Here is a 12,893-nt window from a genome sequence, read left to right as displayed (position 1 = left end):
AAGGGTCTTTTGAACAAGGGAAAGGGCGTTACAGACTTTTAAGCAATCCGCCATCAATAGGAATATTGGTACCTGTGATGAAAGAAGCTTTCTCCGAGGCCAAGAAGGTTGCCAAATAGCCATATTCCTTTGGGTCGCCAATACGTTGTAGGGGAACTTTCATTTCCATTTCCTTTCGAACCGCATCTTGGGGGATTCCCATTTGTTCTGCTTTTTTTGCATTTAGCTGTGCAATTCGGTCGGTATCAAAATACCCCGTCAGAATATTGTTTACAGTAATTTTATGCTTTCCAACATCTGTGGCCAAAGACTTTGCCCAAGTTACTACCGCAGCGCGAATACTATTGGAAAGTGCCAAATAGGAAAGTGGTTCCTTCACCGATACGGAGGCGACATTGATGATACGCCCCCAATTATTTTTCATCATAGCTTCCAAAGCCAATTCCGTGGTGAAAACAACTGTTTTGAATAATAAGTCGAAAGCTTTTTGATAGTCGGTAACCTTTTTTTCAAGAGCGCTCCCGGCACTGGGTCCTTGGGTATTGTTCACCAGAATATCGACCTGGTTTTGTTGGAAATACCCTTCAATTATTTTTTGGTAACTTTTAAAATCATTAAAATCAACTTTTAGATATTGATGTTCCTGACCTTGGTCTGTGGGTAAACCGGATATGATGTTCTTTAATTTATCTTCGCTTCTGGACATTAGGGTAACGCTGGCCCCACTTTCTGCCAGCTGTAACGCTATAGCTTTTCCTATACCGCCACTACTGCCACCAATCAATGCTTTTTTTCCTTTTAGGGATATGTTCATATGTCTATTGATTCTATTTGTATTCTTCCCTGACAGGACTGAACACGTCCATTAATCTACATGGGGTTAAGGCTTTGCCACTGTGTTTTTTGAATGGTGCTATAACAACAATGTCTCCGGGATGATAGGTTTTTGTTTCCCCATCAAGGGTAAATTCGAAATCACCATCCAGAACGTGCATAACTTGTTCGTGCATATGCGAATGTTCGGGGACCGCTGCATTCTTATCTACGTTCCAATAAGCAATACTCATAGTTTCTGCATGGATCAGTTTACCATGATAACCAGGCATTATTTCAACGGAATCTATTTTATCAAGGTTTAAGTTCATATTCAATGATTATTGTTCTAAGTTAAAAAGAATATTACTGTGTCTAAAATCATTTGTGCTGCAAAGGTCAATATGTATCTTTACCCCATAATTTGGTAGAATGAAAATACATTTTATTGCCATAGGTGGAAGTGCTATGCATAACCTCGCGTTGGCATTGCATCATAAAGGTGATCAGGTCACTGGTAGCGACGATGTCATTTTTGAGCCTTCTAAATCAAGACTAGAGGCGCAAAATTTGTTGCCTGAAGAATTTGGGTGGTTTCATGAAAAAATACATGAAGGATTGGATGCCATAGTTCTAGGAATGCATGCCAAGGCCGATAATCCTGAGCTTTTAAAGGCACAGGAACTTGGTTTGACCATTTATTCCTACCCCGAATTCCTTTATGAGCAATCCAAGGACAAGACCCGGGTGGTAATAGGGGGTAGTCATGGTAAAACAACAATTACCTCAATGATTTTACATGTGCTCAACTATCATGAAATAGGGGTAGATTATATGGTAGGGGCACAATTGGAAGGTTTCGACAGAATGGTGCATTTAACCAAGGAGAACGATTTTATCGTTTTGGAAGGCGATGAATATCTATCTTCCCCAATAGACAGGAGACCCAAATTTCATTTGTATAAACCCAACATCGCTTTGCTCAGTGGCATTGCCTGGGACCACATCAATGTCTTTCCCACCTTCGAGAATTACGTGGAACAGTTCAAGATTTTTGTTGATAGTATCGTCAAGGGTGGAAGCATTACCTATAACGAGGAGGATGCTGAGGTTAGGGAAGTGGTGGAATCTTCGGAAAATTCCATTCGGAAGTTGCCTTATCATACCCCTGATTATGAGGTTATTGATGGGGAAACCCTTCTTTCCACACCTGAGGGTCCCATGCCCATAGCCGTTTTTGGCAAACATAACTTGAGCAATCTTGCAGGTGCAAAATGGATCTGCCAGAATATGGGTGTGGATGAGGATGACTTTTATGAAGCTATCGCATCTTTTAAAGGAGCTTCAAAACGCCTGGAGAAAATCGCCGAGGGTCCCAATAGTATCGCCTTTAAGGATTTTGCCCATAGTCCGAGCAAAGTTAAGGCAACGGCTAATGCGGTGAAGGAACAGTATCCGGATAGAAAACTGGTGGCCTGTTTGGAACTTCATACGTATAGTAGCTTCAATCCAGAATTCCTAAAGGAATATAAAGGAGCATTGGATGCAGCGGACGAAGCGGTGATTTTCTTTTTGCCTGAATCCGTAGCGATAAAAAAATTAAAGGAAGTTACACCTGAGCAAGTTTCCGAAGCTTTTGGTAGGACCGATTTACGAATATTCAAAAAGGCAGAACCCTTTCATTCCTTTATTAAGAACAAAGAATATTCCAACACCACACTGCTTCTTATGAGTTCCGGTAATTATGGCGGTTTGGAATTTAGAGAAGTTAAAGGGATTATAGAACATTGAAAGACAAGTAATTAATGCCGTTTTGGCAGTAGGATTCAATTTGGTACACCTATTGACTTACGGCTATAATGCAGAGAAATTCAATTTGGCCAAAAACCTTTAGGAAGTACAGAGTGACTTTGGCCAAATTGCTGTACACCTTTTTGGCAGCTTTTATGTTGGGCATATCCAATGTTATTAATCAAGAGGATAGGACTATCCATGACACCCGATTTAAAATAGAGAAACGCCAGGACCAAACGGAGGAAGAGGATTAGATGGATAAATGGATTGAACCCTAATGCCAATAACCGAATGTTGAAATAATTAGTTCTGTATATTTGGGGAATGGAAGAAAAGCCTATTTCCTTATCGATCAAAAACTGGTCAGATGATGACAAGCCCAGGGAAAAGCTCCTGAACAAAGGGCGTACGGCCTTGTCCAATGCCGAGTTGATCGCTATTCTAATTGGTTCGGGAAGTAGGAACGAAAGTGCCGTGGAACTTTCAAAGAGAATTTTGGCCTCTGTAGATAATAACCTGAATGAATTGGGGAAACTTAGTATTCAGCAATTGATGAAGTTCAAGGGCATTGGAGAGGCAAAGGCCATTAGTATTGCGGCGGCCATGGAAATAGGTAGGCGCAGAAGGGGAGAGGATGCCCAAAAAATAGAGAAAATAGGAAGCAGTCAGGATGCCTATGAGGTTTTACAGCCTATTATGGGCGAGTTGGAACATGAGGAGTTTTGGATTTTGTACCTGAACAATTCCAATAAGATTTTGCATAAGGCACAGTTAAGCAAGGGCGGTATAACCGGAACTTTGGTAGATGTAAGATTGATAATGAAACAGGCCTTGGAATTGGGAGCGGTGGCCATTATTTTGGCACATAACCACCCCTCCGGCACTTTAAAACCGAGCAATGCGGATAAGGAGATTACCCAAAAAGTAAAAAATGCATCTGGGTCTTTGGACATTCGTGTACTGGACCATCTCATCATAACGCAAAAGGAATATTTTAGCTTTGCCGATAATCAGTTATTGTAAATGTTATTGATCTATACCCATAAAATTACGCCTCGCCTAACGTACACCATGAAGCAGGTATTCACCAAGATTCTGGGTATAGAAATTGGCTTCACCACCAAGGTCGAAGATTTCATTAAGCATAAGGAAGAAAAGATAACGTATACCAAACAGCCGTTACAGAATGAATTTTTTGTACGTAGCCATGAACTCCTTTTTGAACAAGGGGTCAACGATATTGAAATAAACGTCCAAAGCTGGGACAATGTGCCCTGTTTTTTCTTTGCAGGGGAAAGAAGCAATGTGCCCTTCGATATTTTTGCTGCATCCTTTTATTTGATCAGTAGATATGAGGAATATCTACCTCATGTAAAGGATGCCCATGGACGCTTTCCGGCAAAGGGAAGTTTGGCCTACGAGTATAAGTTCCTAGAGCGACCTGTGGTGGATATATGGGCTATGAAATTGTTCGTTCTGCTCAAGGAGCGATTCCCAACCTTGGTTCAGGGACCCAGAAAATATAGATTCATGTCGTTGATTGACGTGACTACTTCCCATTGCTATGCCAATAGGGGATTTATTAGGGGAACAGCAGGCTTTTTATTGGATTTGGGAACTTTCAGGATTAGAAGATTGGTGGAACGAATAGCGGTGGGGTTAAACATCAAAAAAGATCCTTACGATAATTTCGCCACCTTGATCGAATGGCACAAAAAACTCAACATAAAGAGTATTTTCTTTTTTCAGTTTGCCAACTATTCAAAATACGACAAGAACGTATCTACAAATAGCAATAACTTTAAATCCCTAATTAAATACATAGGTGATTATTCCAAAGTGGCCTTGGCCGCATCCTATAGTTCCTTTAATAATGTGGAACTATTGAAAGAAGAGAAACAAAATCTTGAGGACGTGATCAACAGGCCGGTAAACTTTTCCAGAATGCGCTATAATCGGGTCGATGTTCCGGAAACCTACAGAAATCTTATTGACGCAGAATTTTCAGATGATTTTACCATGGGCTATAGCCATCAGATAGGTTTTAGGGCAGGAACCTGTACGCCATTCCAGTTTTATGATATCCCTCTAGAGGTGCAACAACCCATTAAGGTGTTCCCCTTTGTTATGCATGATTATGCTCTAAGGGAAATTGACAAGAAGGTGGAACTGGAAAAAAGAATGGATGCCATTTACAATGAAGTAAAGTTGGTCAAGGGAACCTTTATCTCCGTATTTTCCAATGAATTATTAGGTTCCGAACATAAATTCGATTGGAAGGAAGTGTACTATAGGTTAATCAGTAAATACAATGTTTAAAAACTTGGTCACCGATATATTTTTTGATTTGGACCACACGTTATGGGACTTTGAAAAAAATTCGTCACTCACTTTTGAAAAAATACTGGTGGAACATCACATTGATATTTCCCTACAAACCTTTTTAGAGGTTTATGTCCCTACCAATCTCGCTTTTTGGAAATTATACAGGGAGGAAAGGATAACAAAGTCGGAACTTAGGTATCAGCGTTTAAAAACAGTTTTTGATCAGTTGGGGCGGAATATTTCCGATGAAGTTATCCATAGTTTATCCAACGAATATATCAATCATTTATCCTCTTATAATCATCTATTTCCGGATGCGATAACGATACTGGATTATCTTCGACCTAGGTACAGACTTCATATCATTACCAATGGATTTCAGGAAATTCAGGAAAAGAAACTAAGGAATTCCGGCATACATCATTATTTTGAGCACATTGTAGACTCTGAAATGGCCGGTGTAAAGAAACCTAATCCTATAATTTTTGAGTTGGCCCTGGAAAAGGCCAAGGTTCATCCCCAGAAATCGCTAATGATTGGGGACAGCTTGGAAGCAGATATTCTAGGAGCCAAATTCGTTGGACTCCATACCCTCCACTTTAATGCCCATGGAGATCCCGAACATGATCACGCTCCTATCATAAGGGAATTGAAGGAAATAAAAACCTATTTATAGAGTTATATCTTTAGGACGGGCCCCTATTTTAGGCCCTGAAATTATTCTCTGGAAAATGATCTTGGTAAGAAACCTATTTCTCTGCTTTGTGATGGCGTTGGTTTGCTTGTCCTGTTCGGAAAAGCAGGACTTTAGCCAATATAACGATCTTACGATTACTCCCACTTTTGAGACTAGTATTTTTTATGTAAAAACACAGGAATCCATTATCAATAGGGTAAGTGGAATAAGTTTCTTCTCACAGGATTTTAATTTTGATGCCTTTGAGGAGGAGGTTTTTGCCGAAAGGGTACTTGAGGGTTCCATAACTTATGAACTGGAAAATACCACAAGCAAGGATATCCAGATTTCAATAGAATTCCTCAACGAAAACGGAGATGTTTTGGATAGTGAGTTTTTCCAAATGGATGCTGCTCCAACAGCACTTCTAACACGGGTAGTCGCCTACGGGGGAGCCGATAAAAGCCTTGATATTTTACGGAATACTACCCAAATCAGGTTAAGCGCCAGAAACCTTGGGGACAATACCAGTACATCCAGTCTGCCCGATCCGGCCATTGTACTTAGTTCAAGCGCAAAATTCATGGTCCGGGTAAAATGAATCGGTTTAAATCAATTTCATTTTTTATACTGTTGGTATGCAACCTTCTTGGGGCGCAGAACAAACAGATATTGTACGATTTTAATGAAATTCCCCAATCCTTGATGTTGAATCCTGGAGTGGAAAGCGATTTTAAGTGGTATTCAGGTATCCCAATGATATCGGGTATTTCGGGGTATGTTGGTTCCAATGGTGTTTCCGTAAACGATATTTTTGCCGAAGATGGGCTGGATATTAACGACAAGGTCAGGGATAGAATGGTCTATGCGCTTCGCCCGAGGGACGAATTTAGTGGGAATGTGCAAATGGAGCTTCTTAACATCGGGTTTAGAAGTGGTAATCCCAATTTGTTCTTTAGCGGCGGTGCCTATTTGGAGTTTGATAATATTACCTATTGGCCTAGGGATTATGTTCAACTGATTTTTGATGGCAATGCCGATCAATTGGGTAGAAGATTCAGTTTAAGAGATTTAAAAACACGCGGCTCTTTAGTGACCGTGTATCATTTGGGCATCAATAAAAAGGTAGACAAAAACTTGACCGTTGGTGCTAGGGGAAAAATTTATTCTGGTATGGTTGATTATAATTCTACCAGAAATAGCGGATACTTGGTAAACACCGAAGGACAGAATAATATTCTCAACACCACCTTAAATGCCGATTTGGAATTGCGGACTTCTGGTTTTGGTCAATTGGACGATGCTTCGGATAACGGTACCCTATCAAACACGTTGATCAAAAGAGCCCTTTTTGGAGGTGATTTGGGTCTAGGACTGGATTTGGGCTTTTCCTACAGGTTTAACGAACAAACCTTATTTACGGCCAGTGTGTTGGATTTAGGATTTATGTATCACAGTGGCGATACGAAAAATTATAGTCTCGTGGGAAATGCGAGTTCAGAAGGTATTCAAATCAACGTATTGCGCGAATTGTCCAATCTGAACCGTGATTATTGGCAGGATTTGGTGGATGAAATTGAGGAACTCATACCTTTTGAAGAGACCAATTTAGCCTATATAACCTTCAGGCCTACCAAGGTAAATGCCTCACTTCGATATGATTTTGGTAAACCTACAGGTTCATCGGAAGATTGTGATTGTACAATAGATGCTTCCAGTGGCCGTCAACCTAGGGTTTCCTACCGGAATTCCGTAGGAGCACACCTTTTTTTGATCAATAGACCCCGTGGACCCCAAGCCGCGGTGACGGCATTTTATATGCGAAGATTAGGAAATATTCTAGCACTTAAAGCTACATACACAGCGGACAAATTCAGTTATACCAATGTTGGCTTTGGACTTAACCTTCAGGCAGGCCCGGTAAACTTGTATGCCATGGCAGACAACCTGCTATCGTATAGGAATATCGCGGCCAGTAATTATGCATCTTTCCAGTTAGGATTAAATATTATATCTTGGGGGAGAAAGTAACACCAAACATTTTGGCATACTTTTTTCATTAACCTTGATAAATTTAATACCCACAATTTTGAGAACCTTAATAGTAGTCCTAACGATTTCATTGAGTAATATGATATGCGCACAGGCAAATCTGAACGATTATAAGTATATCGTAGTGCCAAAGCGCTTTGAGGACTTTAAGAAAGTCAATCAATACCAGACCAGTACCTTGGTAAAGTATCTGTTTTCGGAAAATGGATTCAATGCGGTATATGATGATGAACTACCACCGGACCTTATGTCAGATAAATGTCTTGGCCTTTGGGCTTCCTTAAATGAAGATTCTTCCATGTTTACTACTAAAATTTCAGTGGTTCTGAAAGACTGTGGTGGGGCGGAGGTTTTTGTGACCCAGCAGGGTAAGAGTAAAGTAAAGGAGTACAAGGGCGCCTACCACGAATCCATTAGGGAGGCCATGGAAAGTTTTAACGCTTTCCAATATGCATATTCTGGTAAGAAGGAAGTAAAAGAGCCATTGACCCTAAATTTCAAGAATGATGTAAAAAGCTTGAAGGACAAGCAAATATCCGAAAAATTGGAGCCAAAGGGAATCAACACAGATAAGGTGGAACGTAAATCCCCTAAGAATGAAAACCCCATGGTAATCCAAGAGGCTACAACGGAAAATCAATCCTATAAAAGCATGGAACCCGTAACTTCGGATGTAGGTTCAAAAAAAGACAATAATGTCAAAACGAATGCTGAAATATGGTATGCCCAGGAAATATCCAATGGCTATCAATTAGTGGACAATACTCCAAAAGTTAGGATGAAACTATTCAAAAGCTCCAATGACAATGTGTATATGGCGCAAGCCGATGGCAAGAGCGGCATGGTCTACGAAAAAGAGGGCGAATGGATTTTTGAATATTATGAGAATGGTAGTTTGGTCCAAGAGGAGTTGAACATTAAGTTCTAAAAATCATACTTGTCCTTCCAACGCCTTTTTAAAAATTCGCTTAGAGTATTTTCCCTTTGGTTCTTTCCGGGCTTGTAAAATGCAGTGCCAGAGATTTCATCCGGCAGAAATTCTTCGTTTACGAAATTGTTTTCATAATCGTGTGCGTATTTATAGTCTTCACCATAACCTAGATCCTTCATGAGTTTGGTGGGGGCATTTCTTAAATGTAAAGGGACAGAAAGATTTCCTGTTTGTCGCACTGCTTGCTGAGCCTTGCCTATGGCCATATAACTTGCGTTACTTTTAGGTGATGTGGCCAAATAAACGGCACACTGGCTTAGGATGATGCGTGCTTCCGGATAGCCTATAGTGGTTACGGCTTGGAAAGTTGTATTTGCTATGACCAAGGCCGTAGGGTTTGCAAGTCCGATATCTTCAGAAGCGGAAATCAACATTCTTCTGGCAATGAATTTTACGTCTTCACCACCCTCGATCATTCGTGCCAGCCAGTATACCGCTCCGTTTGGATCACTACCACGTATGGATTTTATAAATGCCGAAATTATATCATAATGCTGTTCGCCGGTCTTGTCGTACAAAACGGTGTTTTTCTGGGCTTTGGACAAGACCAAGTCGTCCGTTATTGTAATCTCGTCCGTAGGTTCTGAATTAACGACAAGTTCGAATACGTTCAGAAGTTTTCTGCCATCACCGCCAGATAATCTAAGTAGGGCCTCTGTTTCCTGGAGCTTTATTTTTTTCTTTTTTAAAACAGGATCGTTGTTCATGGCCCGTTTTAAAAGAAGTTCCAAATCCTCTTTTCCGAAAGGATTTAAAACATAAACCTGACATCTGGATAATAACGCAGGAATCACCTCAAAGCTCGGGTTTTCGGTGGTTGCGCCTATCAAGGTGACCCACCCCTTTTCAACGGCAGCAAGAAGTGAGTCTTGTTGAGACTTGCTAAAACGATGAATCTCGTCTATAAATAAAATAGGGTTTTTTGCGGTGAACAATCCTCCTGACTGCTTTGCTTTGTCAATGACTTCCCTTATATCCCTGACCCCACTGTTAATGGCACTAAGCACATAAAAGGGTCGTTCGCTTTCCTTTGCAATTATATTGGCCAAGGTAGTTTTTCCGGTACCTGGTGGCCCCCAAAGAATTAATGAAGGTATTATTCCTTTTTTGATTTGGTTCGTCAATGAACCGCTTTCACCTACTAGATGGTTTTGACTAATATAATCTTCAAGACTTTGTGGGCGTACTCGCTCCGCTAGAGGTTCGTTCATATTATAAAAATAGGATAAAGTTGCCGAAATACATTTAGAGGCATTTCAATAAAAAATTGGATTTAACAATTACTTTTGGTAGAATGACAATTTAACCGATTCTTATTTTTGGCTAACTAGTTGCTATTTCACTATTATGTCAGATTCAGATCATTTTAAGTTTTCCAATGCCGTACTGCTGGCTCCACTGTTCGGAGTATTGGCTATTTGGTCTACCTTTTGGTTGGAATTATTGAATAAAACCAATTTCAACGAGTTTGGTATTTATCCTAGAACTTTGTCAGGACTTAAGGGAGTCATTTTAAGTCCCTTTATTCATGGTTCCCTGGAACATCTTTATAACAATACTATACCGTTGGCAATATTGTTGGCGGCACTTTTCTATTTCTATAGAAGTATCGCCGTTAAAGTCATCCTTTTGGGTTTGCTTCTGTCAGGATTGATTACATGGGGAATTGGCAGGCCTTCATTTCATATCGGTGCGAGTGGTCTTATTTATCTTTTGGCTAGTTTTATATTTTTTAAGGGGATTTTTACAAAACATTTTCGCTTGGTTGCCCTTTCCTTGATAGTTGTGTTTATCTACGGAAGTTTGTTATGGTATATATTCCCGGTCAAGGACGGTATTTCATGGGAAGGACATTTGGGCGGATTTCTCACCGGATTGATATTTGCCCTGATTTTTGAAGCCAAAGTTCCAAAACCGAAAAAATATGATTGGGAGCGGGACGATTTTAACGAGGATGAAGATCCATTCCTAAAACATTTTGATGCCGATGGAAACTTTATAGAATCTGTTGAAACGGAAGATATGGAGAAAGAAGAGGTTATTTCTATCAAGTATCACTACAAGAAGAATAAGGGTGAAAACTCCACGGATGCTGATTAAGCCAGAATTCGTTGGCGAACGGCCTCATATAAGAAAACAGCACAGGCCACTGACACATTAAGCGATTCAATTTCCCCCAATAAAGGTAGTTTGGCACAATAATCGGAAGCTTTAAGGATTGAAGGGGATATACCTTGATCTTCAGCACCCATTACTATACCGATGGGTTCCTTGAGGGAAATATCGTAAATGGAGTCATTGGTTTTCTCTGTGGCCGATACGATTTTTATCCCCGAAGCTTGTAAATAGAAGATAGCGTCCTTAATGTGGTCCACTTTCGCAATAGGAACTTTAAAGGCGGCTCCAGCAGATGTCTTAATAGTATCTGCGGTTACCGGGGCGGCCCCTTTTTTTTGTATGATGATACCATCTACGCCCGTGCATTCTGCTGTTCTGATAATCGCACCAAAATTACGAACGTCCGAAAGTTGGTCCAACAGTAAAAATAGGGGAGGAGTGGATTTTTCAGATGCTTTATCTACCAATTCCTCAATAGTATAGAATGTAATGGGTGATATGTTGGCGACAGCACCTTGATGGTTGTTTTTGGTGAGTCGGTTAAGTTTTTCTATCGGGACGTATACCGCATTAATTTCATTCTTTCTAAGAAGGCTTTCCAGCTGTCTCATTAAGTCGCCCTTAAGTCCTTTTTGAAGAAAGACCTTATCTATTTCCTCGTTAGAATTTATGGCTTCTATAATGGCCCTTATGCCATAGATTTGGGTAGTTTTTTCCATGCGACAAATGTATACAAATTAGGTGCTTCATGAAATTGAAAACCAGTAAACATTTAAAGATACATCCGGCTTCATTACAAGCCCAATGATTGTATTGCAGGGTCATCCTTGGAATAATGGTAGGCTCTCCAAAAGAACCCTTCACCAGAAAATTTCCAAACTACTTTTCCAGTATCTGTTACCTCCCAGATTCCATAATCTCCTTCGGTTATCAAGGTATTTCCATTGGGTAACCTAACGGCTCCGGACACTTTTGGCGAGTATAGTTCCGAATCCGTAAAACTCCAAAGAATCTCTGGAAATGTAAGATCAGGTATGGTTTGTTGGGTGAGTTCTTCAGGTAATCTTAACTCATAAACCGTGGACCTTCCCAAATCACCACCATTTGTGAAAATCAACATTTTGGATGGTTCAAATAGATTAGGAAAATGGTTATTAACAAAGATACGCTCGGAAGTCTCGCCATTCTGGGTGGTAGGGTTACCAAACCTATAAATTAAATCCCCTCCGCGCCCAAAATTACCTCCTGAATGGCTTGAGGCTTCTTCCCTTGACGTGGAATGGTCAACTACCCATACTTCACTATAAAAATTTACGCTTAGGTAAATCAGGTCGTTTAGTGAATCATATCCTATGCCATTTATGTGCATTATGTTACCGTCATCGGTCTCATTATAATTTAAGTTGATTAGTTGTGGATTTTCTTCAACGGCCCCAAAGTTCAATTTAGTTTCGTCAAAATCTTGAATTAAGTGATTTTTCGCATGCCATTCCCATACAATTTCATTAGTATTAGGGTTAATTTCAATTACAGATTCCGGAAATAAGTCGGTATCATGTTTCGACCCATTTTCGACTGCTGCCACTTTTTCCATTCTTTCCCAAGCGATTGCTAAAACGTTACCGTTGGGCAATAATTCAACATCATGGTGTAATCTATGCTCGTTATTGGAGTATGTATAGTCCCATAAAATATCCCCATTTTTTGCTATGTATTGGATTTTCCCTCCAAAACCACCAAAGAGTATTTCAGTACTATCCTCATCTTGCAATGAAGCTAATAAAGTGCCATTTTCAAGTAAGACTACATCATTTCCTATTTTTCTATCACCCAATGGCCACTCATAAACAATATCCGCATTTTTATCCATAAGATAAACCCTATTGCTCATAGCGTCGTTTACGAGAATATAATGGTCTTCAACAAGATTTTTGTCATAAAAGGTAGCAGTGCCCATATCACCGTCAATAGTTTCAACAATAGGAGTTATTGGGGGTTCTTCCTTTTGTTCTTCTGCTATTTTTTCTGGGTCGTAATCATCTCCAGTACATGAATGTATTATAATCAATAAAAAACAGTACAGACATTTTCTTATTATATGGGATAAAGTATTTTTCATGTAAG

The 12,893-nt window shown here is 40.0% G+C and carries 14 protein-coding genes; 9 read left to right on the top strand and 5 right to left on the bottom strand.

Annotated features, from left to right (window positions below):
- Positions 1–28 precede the first annotated feature (28 nt).
- Positions 29–814: an SDR family oxidoreductase gene (locus tag CJ263_RS03730; protein WP_094996032.1), complete on the bottom strand. Its 786-nt coding sequence runs from the start codon at positions 812–814 to the stop codon at positions 29–31.
- 13 nt (positions 815–827) lie between these two features.
- Positions 828–1,145 carry a cupin domain-containing protein gene (locus CJ263_RS03725; protein WP_094996031.1) on the bottom strand — a complete coding sequence of 106 codons (318 nt, stop codon included), beginning with the start codon at positions 1,143–1,145 and terminating at the stop codon, positions 828–830.
- 100 nt (positions 1,146–1,245) lie between these two features.
- Between CJ263_RS03725 and CJ263_RS03720 the strand changes: the two genes are divergently transcribed.
- The 8 genes from CJ263_RS03720 (at position 1,246) to CJ263_RS03685 (ending at position 8,588) form a co-directional block, all read left to right on the top strand.
- Positions 1,246–2,604 carry a UDP-N-acetylmuramate--L-alanine ligase gene (locus tag CJ263_RS03720; RefSeq protein WP_094996030.1) on the top strand — a complete coding sequence of 453 codons (1,359 nt, stop codon included), beginning with the start codon at positions 1,246–1,248 and terminating at the stop codon, positions 2,602–2,604.
- A 68-nt stretch (positions 2,605–2,672) separates the two neighbouring features.
- Positions 2,673–2,861 (top strand): hypothetical protein, encoded by a 189-nt coding sequence (locus tag CJ263_RS03715; protein ID WP_094996029.1) that lies wholly within the window; start codon positions 2,673–2,675, stop codon positions 2,859–2,861.
- A gap of 70 nt (positions 2,862–2,931) precedes the next feature.
- Positions 2,932–3,630 carry a RadC family protein gene (radC, locus tag CJ263_RS03710; protein ID WP_094996028.1) on the top strand — a complete coding sequence of 233 codons (699 nt, stop codon included), beginning with the start codon at positions 2,932–2,934 and terminating at the stop codon, positions 3,628–3,630.
- 48 nt (positions 3,631–3,678) lie between these two features.
- On the top strand, positions 3,679–4,926 hold the full coding sequence (locus CJ263_RS03705) for a polysaccharide deacetylase family protein (protein ID WP_229702333.1): 1,248 nt from the start codon (positions 3,679–3,681) through the stop codon (positions 4,924–4,926).
- Positions 4,919–5,608, top strand: coding sequence for a YjjG family noncanonical pyrimidine nucleotidase (locus tag CJ263_RS03700; RefSeq protein WP_094996026.1), 690 nt, complete (start codon positions 4,919–4,921; stop codon positions 5,606–5,608). The genes CJ263_RS03705 and CJ263_RS03700 overlap by 8 nt, the downstream gene beginning before the upstream one ends.
- Before the next feature lie 55 nt (positions 5,609–5,663).
- Positions 5,664–6,209 (top strand): hypothetical protein, encoded by a 546-nt coding sequence (locus CJ263_RS03695; RefSeq protein WP_094996025.1) that lies wholly within the window; start codon positions 5,664–5,666, stop codon positions 6,207–6,209.
- On the top strand, positions 6,206–7,639 hold the full coding sequence (locus CJ263_RS03690) for a DUF5723 family protein (protein WP_094996024.1): 1,434 nt from the start codon (positions 6,206–6,208) through the stop codon (positions 7,637–7,639). Before CJ263_RS03695 ends, CJ263_RS03690 begins: the two co-directional genes overlap by 4 nt.
- A gap of 58 nt (positions 7,640–7,697) precedes the next feature.
- Positions 7,698–8,588 carry a hypothetical protein gene (locus CJ263_RS03685; RefSeq protein WP_158657072.1) on the top strand — a complete coding sequence of 297 codons (891 nt, stop codon included), beginning with the start codon at positions 7,698–7,700 and terminating at the stop codon, positions 8,586–8,588.
- Here CJ263_RS03685 and CJ263_RS03680 read toward each other — a convergent pair.
- Positions 8,585–9,862 carry a replication-associated recombination protein A gene (locus tag CJ263_RS03680; protein WP_094996022.1) on the bottom strand — a complete coding sequence of 426 codons (1,278 nt, stop codon included), beginning with the start codon at positions 9,860–9,862 and terminating at the stop codon, positions 8,585–8,587. The genes CJ263_RS03685 and CJ263_RS03680 overlap by 4 nt on opposite strands.
- Before the next feature lie 136 nt (positions 9,863–9,998).
- Between CJ263_RS03680 and CJ263_RS03675 the strand changes: the two genes are divergently transcribed.
- Positions 9,999–10,751: a rhomboid family intramembrane serine protease gene (locus CJ263_RS03675; RefSeq protein ID WP_094996021.1), complete on the top strand. Its 753-nt coding sequence runs from the start codon at positions 9,999–10,001 to the stop codon at positions 10,749–10,751.
- Here CJ263_RS03675 and rlmB read toward each other — a convergent pair.
- On the bottom strand, positions 10,748–11,488 hold the full coding sequence (gene rlmB / locus CJ263_RS03670) for a 23S rRNA (guanosine(2251)-2'-O)-methyltransferase RlmB (protein WP_094996020.1): 741 nt from the start codon (positions 11,486–11,488) through the stop codon (positions 10,748–10,750). The two genes, CJ263_RS03675 and rlmB, sit on opposite strands and share 4 nt — an antisense overlap.
- Positions 11,489–11,562: 74 nt before the next feature.
- Positions 11,563–12,888: an aryl-sulfate sulfotransferase gene (locus tag CJ263_RS03665; protein ID WP_094999090.1), complete on the bottom strand. Its 1,326-nt coding sequence runs from the start codon at positions 12,886–12,888 to the stop codon at positions 11,563–11,565.
- Positions 12,889–12,893 lie beyond the last annotated feature (5 nt).

This window comes from Maribacter cobaltidurans (assembly GCF_002269385.1).
Lineage (GTDB): Bacteria > Bacteroidota > Bacteroidia > Flavobacteriales > Flavobacteriaceae > Maribacter > Maribacter cobaltidurans.
Note: the sequence above shows the minus strand (reverse complement) of the source record. Positions and strands in the feature narration are given on the sequence as shown.

Excerpts from the sequence above, each read along its gene's own strand:
- CJ263_RS03690 (WP_094996024.1), top strand. The coding sequence starts at position 6,206 with ATGAATCGGTTTAAATCAATTTCATTTTTTATACTGTTGGTATGCAAC.
- CJ263_RS03715 (WP_094996029.1), top strand. The coding sequence starts at position 2,673 with ATGCAGAGAAATTCAATTTGGCCAAAAACCTTTAGGAAGTACAGAGTG.
- radC (WP_094996028.1), top strand. The coding sequence starts at position 2,932 with ATGGAAGAAAAGCCTATTTCCTTATCGATCAAAAACTGGTCAGATGAT.
- CJ263_RS03665 (WP_094999090.1), bottom strand. The coding sequence starts at position 12,888 with ATGAAAAATACTTTATCCCATATAATAAGAAAATGTCTGTACTGTTTT.
- CJ263_RS03700 (WP_094996026.1), top strand. The coding sequence starts at position 4,919 with ATGTTTAAAAACTTGGTCACCGATATATTTTTTGATTTGGACCACACG.
- CJ263_RS03720 (WP_094996030.1), top strand. The coding sequence starts at position 1,246 with ATGAAAATACATTTTATTGCCATAGGTGGAAGTGCTATGCATAACCTC.
- CJ263_RS03725 (WP_094996031.1), bottom strand. The coding sequence starts at position 1,145 with ATGAACTTAAACCTTGATAAAATAGATTCCGTTGAAATAATGCCTGGT.
- CJ263_RS03675 (WP_094996021.1), top strand. The coding sequence starts at position 9,999 with ATGTCAGATTCAGATCATTTTAAGTTTTCCAATGCCGTACTGCTGGCT.
- CJ263_RS03705 (WP_229702333.1), top strand. The coding sequence starts at position 3,679 with ATGAAGCAGGTATTCACCAAGATTCTGGGTATAGAAATTGGCTTCACC.
- CJ263_RS03695 (WP_094996025.1), top strand. The coding sequence starts at position 5,664 with ATGATCTTGGTAAGAAACCTATTTCTCTGCTTTGTGATGGCGTTGGTT.
- rlmB (WP_094996020.1), bottom strand. The coding sequence starts at position 11,488 with ATGGAAAAAACTACCCAAATCTATGGCATAAGGGCCATTATAGAAGCC.
- CJ263_RS03680 (WP_094996022.1), bottom strand. The coding sequence starts at position 9,862 with ATGAACGAACCTCTAGCGGAGCGAGTACGCCCACAAAGTCTTGAAGAT.
- CJ263_RS03730 (WP_094996032.1), bottom strand. The coding sequence starts at position 814 with ATGAACATATCCCTAAAAGGAAAAAAAGCATTGATTGGTGGCAGTAGT.